Here is a 22,105-nt window from a genome sequence, read left to right as displayed (position 1 = left end):
TTGAATCCGATGACCGCTAAGAAAAAGACTCCCCGACTTCTCCTCCTGGCGCTGCTCGCCCTTGTTATCATACTGCTTGTCTGGCGTTTCTGGCCTGGCAGTGCGCCGGGCGGCCCGAATGGCGGCCCCGGCGGCCCGGATATGACCACCGCCGTGCAGGCGGGCGAGGTGACGAACGCCGACGTGCCGGTTTACCTTACCGCGTTGGGTACGGTTGTACCGAACGCGACGGTGACGGTCACCAGCCGCGTTGACGGACAGCTGACGAAGGTCTTTTTCACCGAAGGGCAAAAGGTGACGGCAGGCCAGCTTCTGGCGCAGATCGATCCGCGCAGCTTTGCCGCCACCCTGGCGCAGTATCAGGCGGATCTGAGTCAAAATCAGGCGCTGCTGAAAAGCGCGGAGCTGACGCTGGCGCGCTACCGCAAACTGTACGCGCAGGATTCGCTGGCTCGCCAGGATTTGGACAGCCAGCAGGCGACCGTCGGGCAGTACAGCGGCGCGGTCAAGGCCGACGAAGCGCAGATCGCCGCGGCAAAACTCAACGTTGAGTACGCGCGCATTACCTCGCCAATCGACGGCAGAGCCGGTTTGCGGCTGGTGGATGCGGGCAATATGGTGCACAGTTCGGACACCACCGGCATTGTCACTATCACGCAAATGCAGCCCGCCGCCGTCACCTTCAGCGTGCCGCAGAGCAACATTTCCACGCTGCTGAAAGGGCTTCATAACGGAGAAAGCCTGCCCGCCACCGCTTTCGATCAGGACGGCAGCCGCGCGCTGGCGCAGGGCAGCGTTAAGTTTATCAGCAACCAGATCGACACCACTACCGGCACCATTGGCCTGAAAGCGCTGTTCGCTAACGACGACGAGGCGCTCTATGCCAACCAGTTCGTCAACCTGCGTCTGCAAACCGGCCTGCTGAAACAGGCGCTGGTGATCCCGGCGCAGGCGCTCCAGCTGAGCAGCGACGGCAGTTTTGTCTGGGTGATCAATAAAGACAATACGGTAACGCGCAGAGAGGTGAAAACCGGCCCGACCTTGGGCGAAACGCAGCAGGCGATCCTGAATGGTGTGACGGCGGGTGAACGGGTGGTGACGCAGGGTATCGACCGCCTCAGCAGCGGCAGCAGGGTTGCGATCGCCGGTGAGCCCCAGCCAGGGAGCGCGAAGGCGCAATGAATCCATCCCGCCTGTTTATCGCCCGACCGGTCGCCACGCTGCTGCTGACCGTGGGCGTGCTGATCGCTGGCCTGTTTGGCTATCGTTTTCTCTCCACCTCGGCGCTGCCGCAGGTGGATTATCCGACGATTCAGGTCACCACGCTCTATCCCGGCGCCAGCCCGGACGTGATGGCGTCGTCGGTGACCGCGCCGCTGGAGCGCCAGCTTGGCGAGATGTCCGGCCTGAGCCAGATGGCTTCCAGCAGTTCCGGCGGCTCCTCGGTGATCACGTTGAAGTTCTCGCTGGATCTCTCGCTGGACGTGGCGGAGCAGGAAGTGCAGGCGGCGATCAACGGAGCGGACAGCCTGCTGCCGACCGATCTGCCCAACCCTCCGACCTACAAAAAGGTCAATCCGGCCGATACCGCGGTTATCACGCTGGCGGCCAGTTCATCCACGCTGCCGCTGGTCAAGGTGCAGGATCTGGTCAACACACGCATTGCGCTCAAGCTGTCGCAGATTTCCGGCGTCGGCATGGTGACGCTGGCGGGCGGTCACCAGCCCGCCATTCGCGTACAGATGGATCCAAAAGCGCTGGCGGCGCATGGCCTGACGCTCGAAGACGTCAACACGCTGATTGGCAACAGCAACGTTAACGGATCGAAAGGCGGCTTCGACGGCCCTTACCACTCGGTCACCATTGATGCCAACGATCAGCTGCGCACCGCCGACGAGTACGGCAACCTGATTATCAGCTATCAAAACGGCGCGGCGCTGCGCCTGCGCGACATTGCGCACATTGAGGAAGCGGCGGAAAACACCTATCAATCCGCCTGGGCCAACAACACCCCGGCGATTGTGATCAGCATTCAGCGCCAGCCGGGCGCGAACGTGATTGCGGTGGTCAATGCCATTAAGGCACAGCTGCCGACGTTGCAGGCGGCGCTGCCGGACGGCGTGAAGATCCAGGTGCTGACCGATCGCACGCAAACCATTCGCGCGTCGATTCATGACGTGCAGTTTGAGCTGCTGTTATCCATTGCGCTGGTGGTAATGGTGACCTTCCTGTTCCTGCGCAACTTCGCCGCCACGCTGATCCCCAGCGTTGCCGTGCCGCTTTCGCTGGTGGGCACCTTTGGCGTGATGTATCTGGCGGGCTTCAGCCTGAATAACCTGTCGCTCATGGCACTGACCATCGCCACCGGCTTTGTGATTGATGATGCGATTGTGGTGGTGGAGAACATTTCACGGCGGCTGGAGCAGGGCGAAACGCCGATGGAAGCGGCGCTGAAAGGGTCGGCGCAGATTGGATTTACCATTATCTCACTGACCTTTTCGCTGATTGCGGTGCTGATCCCGCTTCTGTTCATGGGCGATGTGGTCGGGCGGCTGTTCCGCGAGTTCGCCATCACCCTGGCGGTGTCGATCCTGGTTTCCATGCTGGTTTCCCTGACGCTGACGCCGATGCTGTGTGCTTACCTGCTGCGCCATATTCCCGAGGAGCGTCAGGGCCGCTTTTATCGCAAAGGCGGACAGTTTTTTGATCGACTGGTGGCCGGTTACGATCGCCTGCTGACCGTGGTGCTCAACCATCAGCGCCTGACGCTGCTGGTGGCGCTGGCGACGCTGTTGTTTACGGCGCTGCTCTATGTCGTTATCCCGAAAGGTTTTTTCCCTTCGCAGGATACCGGGCTGATTCAGGGCGTCACGGTCGCCTCGCAGGATGTCTCCTTCAGTGAGATGGCGAAGCGGCAGCAGGCGCTGGCGGCCATTGTGCTGCAAAATCCGGCGGTAGAAAGCCTGTCGTCCACCATCGGCATTGATGGCACCAACACCAGCCTTAACAGCGGTCGTCTGCAAATCAACCTGAAGGCATTTGACCAGCGCGACGCGCGCGCCGACGAAGTCATTGATGAACTGAAACAGGCCACTCAACGCGTGCCGGGCATCCGGCTCTATATGCAGCCTTTGCAGGATCTGACGGTCAACGACAGCGTGACGCCGGACAGATACCAGTTCTCGCTGGATGACGCCGACAGCGAAAATCTGGTTGCCTGGTCGCCCAAACTGGTGGCGGCGCTGCAACAACGACCGGAATTCAGTTCCGTGGTCAGTAACCAGCAGGAGCAGGGGCAGGTGGCCTGGGTTGAGCTGAATCGCGACGCCGCCGCGCGCTACGGCATAACCGCCGCAGATGTGGACACCGCGCTTTACAATGCTTTCGGCCAGCGGCTGGTTTCCACCATTTTTACCCAGTCGAACCAGTATCGTGTGGTGCTGGAAGTGGCGCCGCAGTTCCAGCAGTCGCCAGCGTCGTTCGATGATATCTGGCTGGCGGCGTCAACCACCAGTAGCAGCAATGACAGCAGCAGCGAAACGACCAGCGGCAAGAGCATGGTTCGGCTGACCTCCATTGCCACCATTCATCAGCGCATCGGATCGCTGGTGCATATGCGGCTGGATCAGTTTCCGGCGGTAACCGTCTCCTTCAACCTCAACGACGGCTACTCGCTGGAAGAAGCTCAGAAAGCGATAGCGGAAACGACAAAAAATCTGGCGCTCCCGAACAGCATCACCCTGCGTTATCAGGGCGAAACGGAGGCGTTTCAAAACGCGACCGGCAACACGCTGTGGCTGATCCTGGCGGCGCTGGTCACCATGTACGTAGTGCTGGGCGTGTTATACGAAAGCTTTATTCATCCGGTGACCATTCTCTCCACGCTGCCCTCTGCGGCGGTGGGCGCATTGCTGACGCTGCTGCTCGCCGGGACTGAGTTCAGCCTGATCGCGCTGATTGGCGTGATCCTGCTGATTGGCATCGTGAAGAAAAACGCCATTATGATGATCGACTTTGCGCTGGAGGCGGAGAAAAAGCAGCATCTCAGCCCGCGCGAGGCAATTCACCAGGCCTGCCTGCTGCGCTTCCGGCCGATTTTGATGACCACGATGGCCGCGTTGCTGGGCGCGCTGCCGCTGATGCTGGCGTCGGGTTCCGGTTCCGAACTTCGTCAGCCGCTGGGGCTGGTGATCGTTGGCGGGCTGCTGTTCAGCCAGCTGCTGACGCTGTTCTCCACGCCGGTTATCTATCTGTGGTTCGATCGCCTGGCCGGGCGCGGTCGCCGCAAAATGCGTAAGGCGCTGGATCGCTCATGAGTATCAGCCGCCTGTTTATTTTTCGGCCCGTCGCCACGCTGCTGCTGACCACGGCGCTGCTGCTGCTGGGCGCGCTTGGCTATCGCCTGCTGCCGGTTGCGCCGTTGCCCCAGGTGGATTTCCCCACCATCATGGTGACGGCGCAACTGGCGGGCGCCAGCCCGGAAACCATGGCCGCCACGGTTGCCACGCCGCTGGAGCGCTCGCTGGGGCAGATTGCGGGCATCACCGAGATGACCTCCAACAGCTCACAGGGCTCCAGCAATATCATTCTTCAGTTTGAACTGTCGCGCGATATTAACGGTGCCGCGCGTGACGTTCAGGCGGCGATCAACGCCGCGCGCAGCCTGCTGCCCAGCAGCATGGCTTCGCTGCCGACCTGGCGTAAAGCCAATCCATCCGATGCGCCGATAGTGATGCTGGCGCTCACCTCGACCAGCCGCTCGAACGGTGAGTTGTATGACATCGCCGACAGCAAAATCGACCAGAAGATCGCCCAGGTCAAAGGCGTCGGCGACGTGTCGCTGATGGGCAGCGCGCTCCCCGCCGTCCGTATCGATCTGCAACCCAACATGCTCAGCCATTTCGGCCTTTCGCTTGATACGGTGCGCGCGGCGATTGCCAATGCCACCACTAACCTGCCGAAGGGGATGCTTCAGGGCAGCAAGCAGTCGTGGGTGGTGGATAGCAACGGGCAGCTCGATCAGGCCCGGCAGTACGCCAGCCTGGTGGTGAGCTATCAAAACGGACGCGCGGTGCGGCTCAGCGACGTCGCCACGGTCTATGACTCGGTGCAAGACAAATACAACGTCGGCTTCTATAACCAGTCGCCTTCGGTGATGATCGGCGTCACCCGTCAGGCGGGCGCCAACATGCTGGAAACGATCGACGCCATCAAAGCGCAGCTGCCGGCGCTGCAAAAGGATCTGCCTGCCGATGTTTCTCTGAAGATCGTTGTCGATCGCGCGCCCAACGTTCGCGCCTCGCTCTACGATACCGAAGAGACGCTGCTGGTGGCGGTGCTGCTGGTGATTGGCGTGGTATTTGTTTTCCTGCGCGATCTGCGGGCGGTGACCATTCCGGCGCTGGCGCTGCCGGTTTCGCTGATTGGCACCTGCGCGGTGATGTACGTGCTGGGCTACAGCCTCGACAATCTGTCGCTGATGGCGCTGATCATCGCCACGGGGTTTGTCGTCGACGACGCCATCGTGGTGCTGGAAAACATTACGCGTTATATCGAGGCGGGGCTGAGCCCGGTGCGCGCGTCGCTGAAAGGTGCGCAGGAGGTAAGTTTTACCGTGCTGTCGATGACGCTGTCGCTGGTGGCGGTATTCATTCCGATCCTGCTGATGGGCAGCATCGTGGGGCGCCTGTTTCGTGAATTTGCCGTGACGCTGACCGTTTCGCTGGTCATTTCGATGCTGGTTTCGCTGACGCTGACGCCGATGCTCTGTTCCCGCCTGCTGAAAAAAAAGGCGGTATCGCATCGTCCGCGTCGGTTTTATCAGGCCATTGAGCGCGGGCTCGGCCGGATGCTCTCCGCCTACGCGGCCGCGCTGAACCTGGTGATGCGCCATCAGCGCCTGACGCTATTCAGTCTGTTGCTGACGGTGCTTCTTAACGTTTTTCTCTATACCGTGGTTCAGAAAGGGTTCTTCCCTAATCAGGACACCGGCCTGCTGATGGGGATGCTCAGAGCCGATCAGAACGTCTCTTTTCAGGCCATGCAGCCGAAGCTTCAGGCGTTCGCGAAAATGATCCAGCAGGATCCGGCGGTCGATGGCGTGATGTCGTCAATGGGCAGCGGCGCATTTGGTTCGCGCAATACCGCCAACTTTTTTGTGCACCTGAAGGATAGCAATCGGCGTGATGCCACCGCCACGGAGGTGGCAAACCGCCTGAGTGGTAAAACGCGTAATATCCCCGGCGTTGAGCTGTTTCTGATGGCGGCGCAGGATATTCACATTGGCGGACGCAGCGCCAATGCCGCGTATCAGTACAGCCTTCAGGCAGACGATCTCGATACGCTTCGCGTCTGGACGCCAAAAGTGAAAGCGGCGCTGGAGGCGATCCCACAGCTGACCAGCGTGGATTCCGACTCGCAAACCGGCGGTCAGGAAGTGGTAATCGACATCGACCGCGACCGCGCGACGCGGCTGGGCGTGAACGTCTCGATGCTGGATACGCTGCTGAATAACGCCTTCGCGCAGCGGCAGGTCGCCACGCTTTATAAAACGCTGAATCAGTATCATGTGGTGATGTCGCTACAGGATGCCTACACGCGCGATCCCGATATGCTGAATAAGCTTTATGTCATTAATGACGAAGGCAAGAGCCTCCCGGTGTCGGCCTTCGCCCGCTTTCGCGGCGGCAACGCGCCGCTTTCGGTAACGCATCAGGGGCAGTCGGCCACCAGCACCATCGCCTTCAATCTGGCGGACGGTGTTTCACTGGAACAGGCGCAAACGCTGATTAAAAACGCGATGGTGAACATCGCGCTGCCGGATACCATTCAGTCAGGCTTTCAGGGCACGGCGAAGGCATTTGCCGATCTCTCCTCGTCGATGCCGTGGCTGATCCTGGCCGCGCTGGCCGCGGTGTATATCGTGCTTGGCGTGCTCTATGAAAGCTATATTCACCCGTTAACCATCCTCTCCACGCTGCCTTCGGCGGGCGTCGGCGCATTGCTGCTGCTGTTGTTAACCAACACGCAGCTCACGGTTATCGCGCTAATCGGCATTTTGTTGTTAATCGGCATCGTGAAAAAGAACGCCATTATGATGATCGACTTCGCGCTGGCCGCCGAGCGTAAGCAGGGGCTTTCGCCGCAACAGGCGATCGTGCAGGCCTGCCTGATGCGTTTTCGGCCGATTATGATGACCACGCTGGCGGCATTTTTCGGCGCGCTGCCGCTGGCGCTGGGCAGCGGAGGCGATGCCGATCTGCGCAGCCCGCTTGGGCTGGCGATCGTCGGCGGCCTGGCGCTGAGCCAGCTACTGACCCTGTTCACCACGCCGGTGGTGTATCTTTACCTTGATCGCGTCAGCCGCGCCACCCGGCGTCAGTGGCGGCGGCTGCGCCATGTTGAATAAGCAATGAAAACATTATTTACTGCTTTCACTCTTGCGCTGCTGCTGAGCGGCTGTAGCGTGGGGCCGGACTACCAGCGCCCGTCGGCCAGCGTGCCGGTCCATTTTAAAGAAGCAAAAGGCTGGAAAGAGGCCGCGCCGCAGGACCAGAACAATAAGGGTGAATGGTGGCAGGTTTATCATGACGATACGCTGTCCGGCCTGCTGCGCCAGGTGGCTGTCTCTAACCAAAACGTCGCGCAGTATGAGGCACAGTACCGGCAGGCGACGGCGCTGGTGGCCGGATCGCGCGCCAGCCTGTTCCCAACCGTTACCGGCACCGCCTCCTCTACGCGCGGCGCAACGGCGACGTCTGGCGTAAGTAACAGCCATTCACTGGAGGCCGGCGCCAGTTGGGAGCCGGATATTTGGGGCAAGCTCCGGCGCACGCTGGAAGAGAACCGCGCCAGCGCGCAGGCCAGCGCCGCCGATCTGGCAAATATCACCCTCAGCGCCCGCTCGGCACTGGCGCAGGACTATTTCCAGTTGCGGATAATGGATCAGCAAATCGCGCTTTATCAGCAGAGCGTTGCGCAGTATCAGCGCTACCTGAAGATAATAGAGAACAAATATCAGGCGGGGAGCGAGTCGCGCGCCACGCTGGCGCAGGCACAGGCGCAGCTTGAAAGCGCCCGCGCGTCGGCGTTGGATCTGAGCTGGCAGCGCGCGCAAACGGAACATGCTATCGCCGTTCTGATCGGCAGGGCGCCTGCTGATTTCAGCCTTGCCATCGCGCCGCTGACCGCAACGCTGCCCGCCATCCCCAACAGCCTGCCAGCCGAACTGCTACAGCGGCGGCCGGATATCGCCGCCGCCGAGAGAACGGTGGCGGCGGCTAACGCGGCGGTCGGCGTCGCCATTGCGGGCTACTTTCCTGACCTGACGCTCAGCGCCAGCGGCGGCTATGCCAGTTCTGCGATCCGTAACCTGATCTCATTGCCGAATCGCGTCTGGTCGTTGGGGCCGTCGCTGAGCGGCACGCTGCTGGACTTCGGCGCCACCTCTGCAAGCGTTGAGCAGGCGCGCGCCGCCTATGACGCCGATGTCGCCAGCTATCGTCAGACAGTGCTGGAAGCGCTGGCGGAAGTAGAGGACAACCTGGTTGAACTTAACACGCTTCAGGAGGAGATGCTGGCGCAGCAGCGCGCTACCGATGCGGCGAAAGAGTCGGCGCGCGTGACGCAAAATCAGTATCAGGCAGGAATGATCGACTATCTCGACGTGGCCACCACGGAAAATACCAGCCTCACGCAGCAGCAGAGCCTGCTGTCGCTACAAAGCACGCAGTGGGCCACCAGCGTTGCGCTTATTGCCGCGCTGGGCGGCGGCTGGCGCGCGGAGAAATAATCGAGGGGCCGCGCCGCCCGCCTGCTGCGCGGCGGCGCGGTTATTTCTGACATTGCGAGCCGGTGAGCAGAAATTTTCTCACATTGCATTGAGTTGCCACGCCATATCCTGCATGGTGATAGCCAGTTTCTTCTGCTAAGGAGTTGGCATGCTGTTTTCCTTTTTCAGGCTGTTATGCAAGCTGTGTTTCCGTACGCGTCTGAGCGGCGATCTTTCCGGTCTGTATAAAGACAAAGTGCTGATCGTCCCTAACCATATGTCGTTTCTGGACGGGGCGCTGCTGGCGCTGTTCCTGCCGATTAAACCGGTTTTTGCCGTCTACTCATCTATCAGTCAGCAGTGGTATATGCGCTGGCTCAGCAAATTTATTGATTTTGTGCCGATGGATCCGACAAAACCGATGTCGGTGAAGCATCTGGTGAAGCTGATTGGTCAGGGGCGGCCGGTGGTGATTTTCCCGGAAGGGCGCATTACGGTGACGGGTTCGCTGATGAAAATCTATGACGGCGCGGGTTTTGTCGCGGCGAAATCACAGGCGACGGTAGTGCCGCTGCGCATTGAAGGCGCAGAGTTCACCCCGTTTGGTCGCCTGGCGGGCGTCTTTAAACGGCGCCTTTTCCCACGTATCAGCCTGACCGTTCTGCCTGCCACCACCATCCCGATGCCGGAGGCACCGCGCGCGCGCGACCGCCGTAAGCTGGCCGGCGAACATCTGCATCACATCATGATGGAAGCGCGGATGGCGGTGCGCCCACGTGAAACCCTCTACGAAGCCTTTCTGTCGGCCCGCAGACGCTACGGCCTGTTCAAGCCGTGCATTGAAGACGTTAACTTTACGCCCGACAGTTATACCGGGCTGTTGAAGAAGGCGCTTGGCGTCGGGCGGATCCTTGAGCGCAACACCGCGCCGGGCGAGTATATCGGCCTGCTGCTGCCCAATGCGACGGTATCGGCGGCGGCGATTCTGGGCGCCTCAATGCGTGGCCGCATTCCCGCCATGCTTAACTACACCGCAGGCGCGCAGGGGCTGCGCAGCGCGTTGAGTGCCGCGCAGGTGAAAACCATCTTCACCTCGCGGCAGTTTATGGATAAAGGCAAGCTGTGGCACCTGCCAGAGCAGGTCACCGAAGCGAAGTGGGTTTATCTGGAAGATCTGCGTGAAACGGTCACGGTGCAGGACAAGCTGTGGGTTCTGGCGCATCTGCTGATGCCACGGCTGGCGGCGGTGAGCCAGCAGCCGGAGGACGCCGCGATGGTGCTGTTTACCTCCGGTTCGGAAGGCAATCCGAAAGGCGTGGTGCATTCGCATAAAAGCCTGCTGGCGAACGTGGAGCAGATCCGCACCGTCGCGGACTTTACGCCGCGTGACCGCTTCATGTCCGCGCTGCCGCTGTTTCACGCTTTTGGCCTCACCGTGGGGCTGTTTACGCCGCTGATGACCGGCGCGCAGGTGTTTCTCTATCCCAGCCCGCTGCATTACCGCATCGTCCCGGAACTGGTTTACGACCGTAACTGTACGGTGCTGTTTGGCACCTCCACTTTCCTTGGCAACTATGCGCGTTTTGCCAATCCATATGATTTCGCGCGCCTGCGCTACGTGGTGGCCGGTGCCGAAAAGCTTCAGGAAACCACGCGCCTGGCCTGGCAGGACAAATTTGGCATTCGCATTCTTGAAGGCTATGGCGTCACCGAGTGCGCGCCGGTGGTGGCCATTAACGTGCCGATGGCGGCAAAAAATCATACCGTTGGACGTATCCTGCCAGGCATGGATTCGCGGCTGATTGCGGTTCCCGGCATTGAGCAGGGCGGTCAGCTCCAACTGCGCGGGCCAAATATCATGAAGGGCTATCTGCGCGTCGGGGATCCTGGCGTGCTTGAAGCGCCAGAGGCGGACAACGGCGAAGGGCAGAAGGAGGCGGGCTGGTACGACACCGGCGATATCGTCAGCTTTGACGAGCGCGGTTTCTGCCAGATTCAGGGGCGCGTAAAGCGTTTTGCCAAAATCGCCGGCGAGATGGTGTCGCTGGAAACGGTGGAGCAAATTGCTCTGAAGGCCTCGCCAGAGAAACAGCATGCGGCAACGATGAAACCGGACGGCAATCGCGGCGAAGCGCTGGTTCTCTTCACCACCGACGGCGAACTGAACCGCGAGCAGCTCCAGCGCGCCGCGCGCGAGCTGGGCAGCGCCGACCTGGCGGTGCCGCGCGATATTCGATTTATGAAGCAGTTGCCGGTGCTGGGCAGCGGTAAGCCAGATTTTGTCACGCTGCGTCAAATGGCCGAAGAGCCGGAGAGAGAAGATGCGTAACGTTGCTCAACAGGAAGGGCTGTTGTCAAAAGGAATGATGGCGGTGATGGCTGCGCAGTTTCTTTCAGCGTTTGGCGATAACGCGTTGCTGTTCGTTACGCTTGCCGTGTTGAAACAGCAGGTCTACCCGGACTGGAGCCAGCCGGTGCTGCAAATGGTATTTGTCGCAACCTACATTATTCTGGCGCCGTTTGTCGGTCAGTTTGCCGACAGCTTCGCGAAAGGACGGGTGATGATGTTTGCTAACGGCCTGAAACTGCTGGGCGCGCTGGTCATCTGCTTTGGCCTCAATCCGTTTCTCGGCTACAGCCTGGTTGGCGTTGGCGCGGCGGCCTATTCTCCGGCCAAGTACGGCATTCTCGGTGAGCTCACCGGCGGCGAAACGTTGGTGAAGGCGAACGGGCTGATTGAGTCGTCCACCATTGCGGCGATCCTGCTCGGCTCAATCGCTGGTGGCCTGCTGGCGGACTGGAACCTGCTCGCCGCGCTGATCGTCTGCGTACTGGCCTACGGGCTGGCGGTGGCGGCGAACCTGCTGATCCCGAAACTGAAAGCGGCGCGGCCGGGGCAGCCGTGGCATCCAAAAAGAATGACCGGCACGTTCTTTTCCGCCTGCCGCACGCTATGGCGTGATGGCGACACCCGCTTTTCGCTGGTGGGCACCAGCCTGTTCTGGGGTGCGGGCGTAACGCTGCGCTTTCTGCTGGTGCTGTGGGTGCCGGTTGCGCTTGGCATTACCGATAACAAAACGCCGACGCTGCTGAATGCCATGGTGGCGATTGGCATTGTTTTTGGCGCGGCGGCGGCGTCAAAGCTGGTCACGCTGAAAACGGTTGGACGCTGTATGCCAGCCGGGGTACTTATCGGTATCGCCGTCGCGTTTTTTGCGCTACAGCATTCGCCCGTGGGCGCTTACGGATTACTGATCGTTATCGGCATGCTCGGCGGCTTTTTTGTGGTGCCGCTGAATGCGTTGCTGCAAATGCGCGGCAAAGAGAGCGTGGGTGCGGGCAATGCTATCGCGGTACAGAACCTGGGTGAAAACGGGGCGATGCTGCTGATGCTGGGGCTTTACTCGCTGGCCGTCAGCCTGGGCGCGCGACCGGTTGCCATTGGCGTCGGCTTTGGCGCACTGTTTGCGCTGGCGATTGCGGTTTTATGGGGCTGGCATTTAGCTAAGCGGCCATCTGGTAAATAATAGCCGCCGCCGTCAGGATCGGCTGGAGAACACGTCGGCGGCGGAGTGAATCAATATTCATGCTCTCCACGCATAATATTATTACTGGCTCATCTTCTGGCTTTGAAGAAAATGATAAGACGCGCCCAGCATGCCGGAATCATTACCGTACGTCGCGGTTTCAATCTGAATATCAATGCCATACTTTTCCAGATAGCGGGCGAGCTCTTTCAGAAAGGGGGCCCGTTCCGTAATACCGCCACCAATAAATATTTTCTGTGGGTCAAACACGCTGGAAAGGTTATATAAACAGGCTGCAAGATCTTCATAAAAACCCTCCACCACTTTTTTGGCGCTCTCATCGCCGCTATCATACGCATCGAAAACGTCTTTACCGGTAATATCATCAGCCGATCGCTTCGTAAGCTGGCTGTAGTTCTCCCGCAGCGCGGTCATCGTGCAGCTTTTACTCAGGGTATGCGATTCGATATCGCTGTCTGTGGGCCGCGAGGTTAGCAAACAACCAAATTCGCCGGCGCGATTTCGGCCGCCCCGGACCAGCACGCCATTACAGAATGCCGCACCGCCCAGGCCAGTACCAATAGTTAACATGATGAAATCACTGGCTTCCTGCGCTTTACCTGACCATCGTTCGGCCAGTAATGCACAGTGTGCATCGTTCTCGACTGTGGCTGGCAATGAGGTTTCTTCTTCCAGCCACCGGCGCAGGTGGAACTGGTCAAAGTCACTAATAGTCCCTCCCATGGCAATAAAGCCGCTGTTCGGGTCGACGTGCCCCGGTGTGCTTACCGCGATACCGTTACAGGAAGGATTTTTCTTTAACCAACTGATGATTTCTTGCAGGATTTTATCACGCGAGTTATGAGAAATATCCACACTCTCATCGTTAAGTATTTCCCCCTGTTCGTTAATTACGCCCATTTTTAACGAGGTTCCACCGATATCGAACGCTGCAATATTCATTGTATTTTCCGGTAGTTACAATGTTTTCATTATAGCGTTAAAAGAAAATTTTATTTTTTTTGTACGGCTATAATTATATTTTATTGTCAATAAAGCTGTATTACGCATTACTTACTTAAAGCAATGTAAATAACATGCTCTTGCTGAATCGACACGGCGCATAACTGAACGCGTTTTTTGGTTGTTTAACAATAAAGGGGCGATGAGAAAATTTAATTGAGGCTGAGCAAGCATTCCGGAAAAAACGGCAGAGGGCGAATGATGTCGCCCTCTGCGAGAAACATTACGGAGAAGGAAAAGTATAACGGCGGTGAATGGTTTCCAGCGCCTGCAACACCTCTTCATTCAGCGTCAGGTTATAACTGTCGATATTCGTTTGCAGCTGTTCAGGCGTGGTGGCGCCCAGCAGCGTGCTGGCAACAAAGGGCTGCTGGCGAACGAAAGCCAGTGCCATCTGCGACGGATCAAGCCCATGCTTGTTCGCCAGCGCGACATATTCGGCAATCGCCAGTTGTGCCTGTTCACCACTGTAGCGGGTGAAACGGCTGAACAGCGTATTACGTGCGCCTGCCGGTTTCGCACCATTCAGGTATTTTCCGCTCAGTGTACCAAACGCCAGGCTTGAGTAGGCTAACAGTTCGACACCTTCATGCTGGCTGATTTCTGCCAGGCCCACTTCAAAACTGCGATTAAGCAGGCTGTACGGGTTCTGGATGCTGACGATGCGCGGCAGTTCATGTTTTTCCGCCAGTTGCAGATAGCGCATCACGCCCCACGGCGTTTCATTTGATACGCCGATATAGCGAATTTTGCCCGCCCGCACCTGTTCGTTGAGCGCTTCCAGCGTCTCCAGCAGCGTAACTGACGCCGTATTTTCACTGTATTGATAGCTGAGCTTGCCAAAACAGTTGGTTTCGCGCTGAGGCCAGTGAAGCTGATAGAGATCCAGATAATCGGTATTAAGACGTTTCAGGCTGGCATCCAGCGCTTCACGGATATTTTTACGATCCAGCGCCTGCTGAGGACGAATGGAGGCGTCATTGCCGCGCGAGGGGCCGGCGATCTTTGATGCCAGAATCACCTTATCGCGATTGCCGCGCGCCTTCAGCCAGCTGCCGATGTATTTTTCGGTCAGCCCCTGTGTTTCAGGGCGCGGAGGAACCGGGTACATTTCGGCGGTATCAATCAGGTTGATACCGGCACGCAGTGCCAAATCAAGCTGGGCGTGGGCATCTGCTTCGCTGTTCTGCTCGCCAAAGGTCATGGTGCCAAGCCCCAGGCTGCTCACTTCAAGCGTGCTGTGAGGGATACGATGATAATGCATTTGCCGGCTTCCTTTTTATGATGAAATGGCTGACCGCCGAGCGACCGCAAAGGCGATCGGAAGTCGACTCCGACTTCCGACTATAACCGCCGTATGCAACAGGGGGAAGAGGGGATTTATCGGGAAGTGCGCCGTGCACCATTCCCTCTAGCGCTCAACGATGGAGGACACCTCATCACCATTTATCTGCAACTCATGACCGTTCCGGTCGCTGTATTTCACCAGCCCGGTCTCTTTGTCTATTTCAGGTTTGCCCTGAGTCATGATCATTTTGCCATCTTTTGTTGCCATTACGTAATCGCTGCTGCACCCGCTGAGCAGTACTGTCAGCATCAGCGCCGCCGCGCCAACCATCTTTTTCATTCGCCGCTTCCTGAAGCCTGTAATCAGAAGCCTAATTAATAACGCATTTCGCTATCTGACGTAACCGCCACGGTCTGAAAATGTGCCACAAGCACGTTGCGTTATTGACATTTTTCGTAAATCGATATGTCTGGCGAAGCGTCGGCCGTGAAACGACCGACATAAGATCAGGCAGCGTGTTTTTTGCTGCGTAGCAAATTCAGGCACTCCACCGCCATTGAGAAAAACATGGCAAAGTAGATGTAGCCTTTAGGCACATGTACGTTGAAGCTTTCAAGGATGAGCGTAAAGCCGACCAGGATCAAAAAGGCCAGCGCCAGCATTTTCACGGAAGGATGCCGTTCGACGAATTCACCAATTCCTCGCGCGGCAAACATCATCACGCCAACGGCGATAACGACCGCAGCCATCATGATGATCAGGTGATCGGAAAGGCCTACGGCGGTGATCACCGAGTCAAGGCTGAAGATGATATCCAGCAGCATGATCTGCACAATTGCGCCGATGAAGGAGTGCACAGTGGTTTTATGCTCTTCATCACCGCCCTCAATAGTTTCATGGATTTCGATGCTGGATTTCCACAGCAGGAACAGACCACCAAACAGCAGGATCAGATCGCGGGCGGAAAAACTGTGATCCATCAGCGTGAACAGCGGGTTGGTCAGGCGAATTACCCATGCGATAGAGGCCAGCAGTCCAAGTCGCATCAGCATCGCGCCGCCTAAACCAAGGCGTCGCGCCGCATTTTGCTGCGACTTCGGCAGCTTTGCCACCACCAGCGAGAGGAAAATAATATTATCGATTCCAAGGACGATTTCCAGAATCGTCAGCGTGCCCAGCGCCAGCCAGGCATTTGGATCTGCAATCCATTCAAACATACGAACACGACATCCTCAACGAAAGGTAAACGAGGAGTATACCTGTCGCAGCGACGGCCTACAGTAAAAAATGGCGGGCAAGCAGGGGAGCGGTAAAGGTTTTCTTTAAATAAAAGCCGCGCGGCAGGGTCATTATCGGTTCCCCATTCTCGCCAATGCCTTCCGTCAGCGCTTTACTGTTGGCGGCTTTTGGACGGATCTGTAATACCTCGCCATGACGGGCAGTGATGCGCTCAACCTGGCCCAGCACAATCATATCCATTAGCTCTTCCCAGTCGCGCTGCAACAGCGCCTCTTCTTCACTGTCGGGGCTCCACAGCAACGGTGCGCCGATGCGACGTGCCGCCAGCGGGATCGCCCTGTCGCCTTCAACCGGTATCCACAGCACGCGTGCAAGCTTGTGGCGGACGTGGCTGGTCTGCCAGGTCACACCACTGTTGCCGGTCAATGGCGCCACACAGACGAAAGTGGTTTCCAGCGGACGCCCAAGCGCGTCAATCGGGATAGTTTTCAGCTCAACGCCAATATGGGCGAAGTCGCGCTCCGCTTTGCTGCCTGCGCTGGCGCCCAGGCTGATTTCCAGCAGCATGCCCACCCAGCCTTTATCTCTTTTCAGGTCGGGCGGAATGGGAAAGGCCATTTTTTGCGCCAGTTCGCCGAGCGTATAGCCAGCCAGCTGATGGGCTCGCGCCAGCAGAACGGCTTCGCTTTCCGGTGGCGGCACCGGACTGAAATCGGAAGGCATAATCACTCGCTGCGGTCGCTCAAAAAAACGACACTCAAGTCAGGCGTCATAAATAATATCGTTGAAAGAAGGGTAAAAACGAATAATAGCATGATAAATCGCACATTTTTACCTGTCAGTTATCGCGCGTAGGGTAATACTCTCCTGCTTATGCCGTTTAGTCACCGACAATGAACAGGATCTTACACCCTGTTATCCACAGAATAATGGGATAACTCACATTTTTACCCACTACTGTTTCCATTTACAGCCTTGACGGCGGCGTTTTTCCCCTGAAGTCACCTGCTTTTGACCAACTATCCAACATATCCTGTGGATAAATGCATCTCTGCTCGATCTTTCACCAGGAATTATCTGTGCCCCACCTTCAGCGTTATGCACCGTGTTTATTTGAACGGTATAATTAAATAAAATGTATATATAACAGTAATTTATATTTTGTTGCTGCCGCGCGCACTTTAAAGGTTCGTAAAGTTTTCCCCACCTGTTATGCCACTTCTGCACAAAGCTATCCACAGAAAAGGTGCATAAGATCGCTGAATCAGCCCGCGGATTGTTTATAACTTTGCTATAAAGGATAAGTTATCCCAACACGACGGGGTGCAAACGTACGATAAGCAGTGGTTTACCGCCTGTAAGGAGTATGAAACAATCAGAACATCCGAGTTTTAGTTTGAGGTAGTCCAGTGATCGATGATGATGGCTACCGCCCGAATGTTGGTATCGTAATTTGTAACAGGCAGGGACAGGTGCTGTGGGCCAGACGGTTTGGCCAACACTCCTGGCAGTTTCCTCAGGGAGGGATCAACGCTGGCGAGACGCCTGAACAGGCGATGTACCGCGAGCTGTTTGAGGAGGTCGGGCTGCATCGAAAAGACGTGCGTATTCTTGCTTCGACCCGAAACTGGTTACGATATAAATTGCCAAAACGTTTGGTGCGTTGGGACACAAAGCCGGTGTGTATCGGCCAGAAACAGAAGTGGTTTCTTCTACAACTTATGTGCAATGACGCGGACATTAATATGCAAACCAGCAGCACGCCGGAGTTTGACGGCTGGCGCTGGGTAAGCTTCTGGTATCCGGTTCGCCAGGTGGTTTCTTTCAAACGTGACGTTTACCGGCGCGTGATGAAAGAATTTGCCAGCATCGTCATGCCGCTACAGGAGAATACCGTACAGCGGAACGCGCTTTACCGACGCAAAAGAGGGTGAGCCACGCAAATTATGCTCATACAGCTGCGCGAAATAGTTGAAAAAGTTGCAGGTGCTCCACGTCTTACCGAAGCGCTTGATATTCTTGTTAATGAAATCGGTCTGGCGATGGACACCGAAGTCTGTTCGGTTTACCTCGCCGATCACGATCGCCGCTGCTATTACCTTATGGCAACGCGTGGCCTGAAAAAGCCACGCGGTCGCACCGTCGCGCTGGCGTTTGACGAAGGCATCGTCGGCCTGGTCGGGCGGCTTGCAGAGCCAATTAACCTGGCCGACGCGCAAAGCCATCCGAGCTTCAAATATGTCCCGTCTGTTAAAGAAGAGCGATTCCGCTCATTTCTTGGCGTGCCCATTATCAGCCGCCGTCAGCTTTTGGGCGTGCTGGTGGTGCAGCAGCGAGAACTGCGGCAGTTTGATGAAAGCGAAGAGTCGTTTCTGGTCACCCTGGCGACCCAGATGGCAACGATCCTTTCGCAGTCGCAGCTTAACACGCTGTTCGGGCAGTATCGCCAGACGCGGGTAAAAGCGCTGGCGGCCTCGCCCGGCGTCGCGGTGGCGCCCGGTTGGGTCGACAGCACGCAGCCTTTACTCGATAACGTTTTTGCTGCCTCAACGCTGGATACGCAGCGCGAAAGAGAGCGCCTGTCGCTGGCGATGAACGAAGCTGCTACTGAATTTCGTCGCTACAGCAAACGCTTCACCGCCAGCGTGCATAAAGACAGCGCGGCCATCTTCGATCTCTATTCCCACCTGCTCAGCGATGCTCGCCTGAAGAAAGATCTCTATGCCGAAATAGATGCCGGATCGGTCGCCGAATGGGCGGTGAAAAAAGTTATTGAGCGCTTCGCCGCACAGTTCGCCAGCCTTCAGGACAGCTATCTGCGTGAGCGCGCTGGTGATTTGCGCGTATTAGGCCAGCGGCTGGTCTTTCATCTTGACGACAGCATGCAGGGCACCAATGCCTGGCCGCCGCGCTTTGTGCTGGTGGCCGACGAGCTGACCGCCACGATGCTGGCTGAGCTTCCGCCGGATCGTCTCGCTGGCGTGGTGGTTCGTGACGGCGCATCTAACTCTCACGCGGCCATCATGGTGCGTGCAATGGGTATTCCGACCGTCATGGGAGCGGATATTCAGCCCGAAATGCTTAACGGCAGGCTGCTGATTATTGACGGCTACCGCGGCGAGCTGCTGGTCGATCCTGAACCCGTACTGGTGCAGGAATATCAGCAGTTAATCAGCGAGGAGAACGAACTCAGCAAGCTGGCTGAGGATGTCGTTGAGCGTCCCGCTTTTTTAAAAAGCGGCGAACCGGTAAAGGTGATGCTCAACGCGGGACTCAGCGCAGAACATGAAAAAGCGATGGGCAGCCGGGTGGATGGCGTCGGGCTTTACCGCACCGAAATTCCGTTTATGCTGCAAAATGGCTTCCCGTCGGAAGAGGAGCAGGTCGCGCAGTATCAGGGAATGCTCCAGCTTTTTCTGGAAAAACCCGTGACGCTGCGTACGCTGGACGTCGGTGCCGACAAACAGCTCCCTTACATGCCCATCAGCGAGGAAAACCCCTGCCTCGGCTGGCGCGGTATTCGTCTCACGCTGGATCAGCCAGAAATTTTTCTTGTTCAGGTGAGAGCAATGCTGCGGGCCAACGTCGCCAGCGATAACCTGAGCATTCTGCTGCCGATGATCACCAGCATTGATGAGATCGATGAGGCGAGAAGCCTGATCAACCGCGCCGCGCAGGAAGTTGAAGAGATGCTGGGCTACCGTATTCCTGTGCCGCGCGTGGGGGTAATGATTGAGGTGCCGTCGATGATCTTTATGATCCCGCACCTGGCCTCTCGGGTAGATTTTGTGTCGGTTGGCACCAACGACCTGACGCAGTATCTGCTGGCGGTCGATCGCAATAACACGCGAGTCGCGAATCTTTACGACAGCCTGCATCCGGCGGTACTGCGTGCGTTAAAAACTATCGCGCAGGAAGCCGCGAAAGCGGACATTGAACTCTGCCTCTGTGGCGAAATGGCAGGCGATCCGATGTGCGTCATTCTGCTGATAGGGCTGGGCTTTCATCATCTCAGCATGAATGGCCGTAACGTTGCCCGGGTAAAATATCTGCTCAATCGTATCGATCACGAAGAAGCGCAAAAGCTGGCTGACGAGAGTCTGAACGTAACGCTGACGGCGGACGTTCGCCATCTTGTCGCCGCATTTATGGAGCAGCGCGGGCTCGGCGGGCTCAGCCGCGGTGGCCGCTAGCGCGCTTAACAAAGTTTACGGTTCCAAACCGCACGGATTCAGGCTGTGTGCTATCATGCGCGCCTGAAAAAGGCGCAGCGCGCGTCAACTAACGTATTTTGTCGCCTGCTGATCAGGGCAAATGCTAAAAATGGTGAAAGATGACTAACGGCTATCTGGCTTTTCCGCAATTTGACCCGGTAATTTTCTCCATCGGGCCGATTTCACTCCACTGGTACGGTCTGATGTACCTGGTAGGTTTTATTTTTGCCATGTGGCTGGCGGTTCGTCGCGCTAACAAACCCGGCAGCGGCTGGAAAAAAGAGGAGGTTGAAAACCTGCTCTACGCCGGATTTCTGGGCGTTTTTCTGGGCGGTCGTATCGGCTATGTGCTGTTCTATAATTTTCCCCTGTTTCTCGATAACCCGCTCTACCTGTTCAAAGTCTGGGACGGCGGCATGTCGTTCCACGGCGGCCTGATTGGCGTTATCTGCGTTATGTTATGGTTTGCACGTCGTACCAAACGTAATTTCTTCCAGGTCGCGGACTTTATAGCGCCGCTGATCCCATTCGGGCTTGGCGCCGGCCGTCTCGGCAATTTTATCAACGGCGAGCTATGGGGCCGCGTATCGCCGGAGCTGCCGTGGGCAATGCTCTTTCCCGGCTCCCGTAGCGAAGACGTGGCGCTGGCCGCCACGCATCCCGAGTGGCAATCGTTACTGGCGACTTATGGCGTATTGCCGCGTCACCCCTCTCAGCTTTATGAACTGCTGCTTGAAGGCGTTGTTCTGTTTATTATCCTCAATCTTTTTATCCGCAAAAGTCGCCCGATGGGTGCGGTATCGGGCCTGTTTCTGATTGGCTATGGCACCTTCCGCTTTATCATCGAGTTCTTCCGTCAGCCCGATGCCCAGTTGGGCCTGTTTAGCAACGTTATCAGCATGGGGCAAATTCTCTCCCTGCCGATGATTCTGGCGGGTGTAATCATGATGATTTGGGCCTGGCGTCGCCGCACTCCGCAAACCCTTCGTGAGGAAAAATGAAACAGTATCTGGATCTTATGAGAAAAGTGCTTAATGACGGCACCCCTAAAAATGACCGTACCGGTACCGGGACGCTGTCGATTTTTGGTCACCAGATGCGTTTCAATTTGCAGGATGGCTTTCCGCTGGTGACAACGAAAAAATGCCATTTGCGCTCGATCATTCACGAGCTGCTGTGGTTTCTTAACGGCGATACCAATGTGGCGTATTTGCACGAAAACAACGTCTCCATCTGGGATGAATGGGCCGATGAAAATGGCGACCTCGGCCCGGTTTATGGCAAACAGTGGCGCAGCTGGCATGCGCCGGACGGCCGTGAGATCGATCAGCTTAAGAACGTGCTTAAACAGCTCAAAAGCGATCCCGATTCGCGGCGTATTATCGTTTCGGCATGGAATGTCGGTGAACTTGACCAGATGGCGCTGGCACCTTGCCACGCTTTTTTCCAGTTCTACGTTGCTGACGGCAGGCTCTCCTGCCAGCTCTATCAGCGCTCCTGCGACGTCTTCCTTGGGCTGCCGTTTAATATCGCCAGCTATGCGCTGCTGCTGCATATGGTGGCGCAGCAGTGCGACCTCGAGCCCGGCGATTTTGTCTGGACGGGCGGCGACACGCATCTTTACAGCAACCATATGGAACAAACACGGTTGCAACTGACACGCGAACCACGTCCGCTTCCGACCCTGAACATTAAGCGCAAGCCTGCCTCGCTGTTTGACTACCGCTTTGAAGACTTTGAAATAAGCGGCTACGATCCGCATCCGGCAATTAAAGCGCCCGTTGCCATCTGATCCCGCGCAGAGGCGGCGGCGCTCCGCCTCTGCTGTTTTGTGCCTTCCTGCGCCCATCATCTTTCTCGTCCTTTATTCTGCATGCCTTGCATGGGGCTTCACCCTATATCTCCACTCAGCGGATTACTAAGTTTTTTTTCGGTTATTCGTCTCATTGCGAGAGGCTTCGCAAAACCATTGCTGCGTTAATGAAAACGTAAAAGTTTCGCTGAAGAAGGCTCGCATGAAGCGCTATTTTGACTGGCGACGCCG

Annotated in this window: 15 protein-coding genes; 10 read left to right on the top strand and 5 right to left on the bottom strand. The window is 57.2% G+C overall.

Translation table 11 applies throughout. The features are described 5' to 3' along the window. The first annotated feature begins 9 nt into the window (after positions 1 to 9). The 6 genes from FA91_RS14345 to lplT all read left to right on the top strand — a co-directional run bounded on the left by FA91_RS14345 (position 10) and on the right by lplT (position 12,297). The gene (locus FA91_RS14345; RefSeq protein WP_051937189.1) at positions 10 to 1,182 is read left to right on the top strand and encodes an MdtA/MuxA family multidrug efflux RND transporter periplasmic adaptor subunit; all 1,173 of its coding nucleotides are present in this window, start codon (positions 10 to 12) and stop codon (positions 1,180 to 1,182) included. Beyond that, entirely contained in the window at positions 1,179 to 4,316 is a 3,138-nt protein-coding gene (locus tag FA91_RS14340; RefSeq protein ID WP_034916710.1) for an MdtB/MuxB family multidrug efflux RND transporter permease subunit, read from the top strand. Before FA91_RS14345 ends, FA91_RS14340 begins: the two co-directional genes overlap by 4 nt. After that, positions 4,313 to 7,408, top strand: coding sequence for a multidrug efflux RND transporter permease subunit (locus FA91_RS14335; protein ID WP_034916708.1), 3,096 nt, complete (start codon positions 4,313 to 4,315; stop codon positions 7,406 to 7,408). The genes FA91_RS14340 and FA91_RS14335 overlap by 4 nt, the downstream gene beginning before the upstream one ends. A gap of 3 nt (positions 7,409 to 7,411) precedes the next feature. Further along, positions 7,412 to 8,791 (top strand): efflux transporter outer membrane subunit, encoded by a 1,380-nt coding sequence (locus FA91_RS14330; RefSeq protein ID WP_034916706.1) that lies wholly within the window; start codon positions 7,412 to 7,414, stop codon positions 8,789 to 8,791. Between the two features lie 148 nt (positions 8,792 to 8,939). Beyond that, positions 8,940 to 11,099, top strand: coding sequence for a bifunctional acyl-ACP--phospholipid O-acyltransferase/long-chain-fatty-acid--ACP ligase (gene aas / locus FA91_RS14325; RefSeq protein ID WP_034916704.1), 2,160 nt, complete (start codon positions 8,940 to 8,942; stop codon positions 11,097 to 11,099). Beyond that, complete coding sequence (gene lplT / locus FA91_RS14320) at positions 11,092 to 12,297, top strand: lysophospholipid transporter LplT (protein ID WP_034916702.1); 1,206 nt, start codon at positions 11,092 to 11,094, stop codon at positions 12,295 to 12,297. The genes aas and lplT overlap by 8 nt, the downstream gene beginning before the upstream one ends. Before the next feature lie 81 nt (positions 12,298 to 12,378). On the opposite strand, the gene FA91_RS14315 is transcribed toward lplT, so the two are convergent. The 5 genes from FA91_RS14315 to mutH form a co-directional block, all read right to left on the bottom strand. After that, complete coding sequence (locus FA91_RS14315; RefSeq protein WP_034916701.1) at positions 12,379 to 13,260, bottom strand: ROK family protein; 882 nt, start codon at positions 13,258 to 13,260, stop codon at positions 12,379 to 12,381. 283 nt (positions 13,261 to 13,543) lie between these two features. Next, on the bottom strand, positions 13,544 to 14,584 hold the full coding sequence (locus FA91_RS14310) for an NADP(H)-dependent aldo-keto reductase (protein ID WP_034916700.1): 1,041 nt from the start codon (positions 14,582 to 14,584) through the stop codon (positions 13,544 to 13,546). Positions 14,585 to 14,731: 147 nt separating this feature from the next. Beyond that, positions 14,732 to 14,947: a YgdI/YgdR family lipoprotein gene (locus FA91_RS14305; protein ID WP_034916698.1), complete on the bottom strand. Its 216-nt coding sequence runs from the start codon at positions 14,945 to 14,947 to the stop codon at positions 14,732 to 14,734. Positions 14,948 to 15,114: 167 nt separating this feature from the next. Next, positions 15,115 to 15,825 (bottom strand): TerC family protein, encoded by a 711-nt coding sequence (locus FA91_RS14300; protein ID WP_034916697.1) that lies wholly within the window; start codon positions 15,823 to 15,825, stop codon positions 15,115 to 15,117. Between the two features lie 58 nt (positions 15,826 to 15,883). Continuing rightward, positions 15,884 to 16,570 carry a DNA mismatch repair endonuclease MutH gene (gene mutH, locus FA91_RS14295; RefSeq protein ID WP_034916695.1) on the bottom strand — a complete coding sequence of 229 codons (687 nt, stop codon included), beginning with the start codon at positions 16,568 to 16,570 and terminating at the stop codon, positions 15,884 to 15,886. Positions 16,571 to 17,256: 686 nt separating this feature from the next. On the opposite strand from mutH, the gene rppH reads away from it, so the two are divergent. From rppH to thyA, 4 genes are all read left to right on the top strand, one after another. After that, positions 17,257 to 17,781, top strand: a complete 525-nt coding sequence (gene rppH / locus FA91_RS14290; protein WP_034916693.1) for an RNA pyrophosphohydrolase — start codon at positions 17,257 to 17,259, stop codon at positions 17,779 to 17,781. A gap of 12 nt (positions 17,782 to 17,793) precedes the next feature. Further along, entirely contained in the window at positions 17,794 to 20,040 is a 2,247-nt protein-coding gene (ptsP, locus tag FA91_RS14285) for a phosphoenolpyruvate--protein phosphotransferase (protein WP_034916691.1), read from the top strand. A 140-nt stretch (positions 20,041 to 20,180) separates the two neighbouring features. After that, positions 20,181 to 21,062: a prolipoprotein diacylglyceryl transferase gene (gene lgt / locus FA91_RS14280; protein WP_034916689.1), complete on the top strand. Its 882-nt coding sequence runs from the start codon at positions 20,181 to 20,183 to the stop codon at positions 21,060 to 21,062. Continuing rightward, positions 21,059 to 21,853, top strand: coding sequence for a thymidylate synthase (thyA, locus tag FA91_RS14275; protein WP_034916688.1), 795 nt, complete (start codon positions 21,059 to 21,061; stop codon positions 21,851 to 21,853). The genes lgt and thyA overlap by 4 nt, the downstream gene beginning before the upstream one ends. Positions 21,854 to 22,105 lie beyond the last annotated feature (252 nt).

This window comes from Erwinia sp. 9145 (genome assembly GCF_000745075.1).
Taxonomy (GTDB): domain Bacteria; phylum Pseudomonadota; class Gammaproteobacteria; order Enterobacterales; family Enterobacteriaceae; genus Erwinia; species Erwinia oleae.
The sequence above is the reverse complement of the archived record's forward strand: the minus strand, read 5'-3'. Positions and strand labels throughout refer to the sequence as shown.

Coding starts and splice junctions, on each gene's coding strand:
- FA91_RS14345 (WP_051937189.1), top strand. CDS start 10: ATGACCGCTAAGAAAAAGACTCCCCGACTTCTCCTCCTGGCGCTGCTC.
- FA91_RS14340 (WP_034916710.1), top strand. CDS start 1,179: ATGAATCCATCCCGCCTGTTTATCGCCCGACCGGTCGCCACGCTGCTG.
- FA91_RS14335 (WP_034916708.1), top strand. CDS start 4,313: ATGAGTATCAGCCGCCTGTTTATTTTTCGGCCCGTCGCCACGCTGCTG.
- FA91_RS14330 (WP_034916706.1), top strand. CDS start 7,412: ATGAAAACATTATTTACTGCTTTCACTCTTGCGCTGCTGCTGAGCGGC.
- aas (WP_034916704.1), top strand. CDS start 8,940: ATGCTGTTTTCCTTTTTCAGGCTGTTATGCAAGCTGTGTTTCCGTACG.
- lplT (WP_034916702.1), top strand. CDS start 11,092: ATGCGTAACGTTGCTCAACAGGAAGGGCTGTTGTCAAAAGGAATGATG.
- FA91_RS14315 (WP_034916701.1), bottom strand. CDS start 13,260: ATGAATATTGCAGCGTTCGATATCGGTGGAACCTCGTTAAAAATGGGC.
- FA91_RS14310 (WP_034916700.1), bottom strand. CDS start 14,584: ATGCATTATCATCGTATCCCTCACAGCACGCTTGAAGTGAGCAGCCTG.
- FA91_RS14305 (WP_034916698.1), bottom strand. CDS start 14,947: ATGAAAAAGATGGTTGGCGCGGCGGCGCTGATGCTGACAGTACTGCTC.
- FA91_RS14300 (WP_034916697.1), bottom strand. CDS start 15,825: ATGTTTGAATGGATTGCAGATCCAAATGCCTGGCTGGCGCTGGGCACG.
- mutH (WP_034916695.1), bottom strand. CDS start 16,570: ATGCCTTCCGATTTCAGTCCGGTGCCGCCACCGGAAAGCGAAGCCGTT.
- ptsP (WP_034916691.1), top strand. CDS start 17,794: ATGCTCATACAGCTGCGCGAAATAGTTGAAAAAGTTGCAGGTGCTCCA.
- lgt (WP_034916689.1), top strand. CDS start 20,181: ATGACTAACGGCTATCTGGCTTTTCCGCAATTTGACCCGGTAATTTTC.
- thyA (WP_034916688.1), top strand. CDS start 21,059: ATGAAACAGTATCTGGATCTTATGAGAAAAGTGCTTAATGACGGCACC.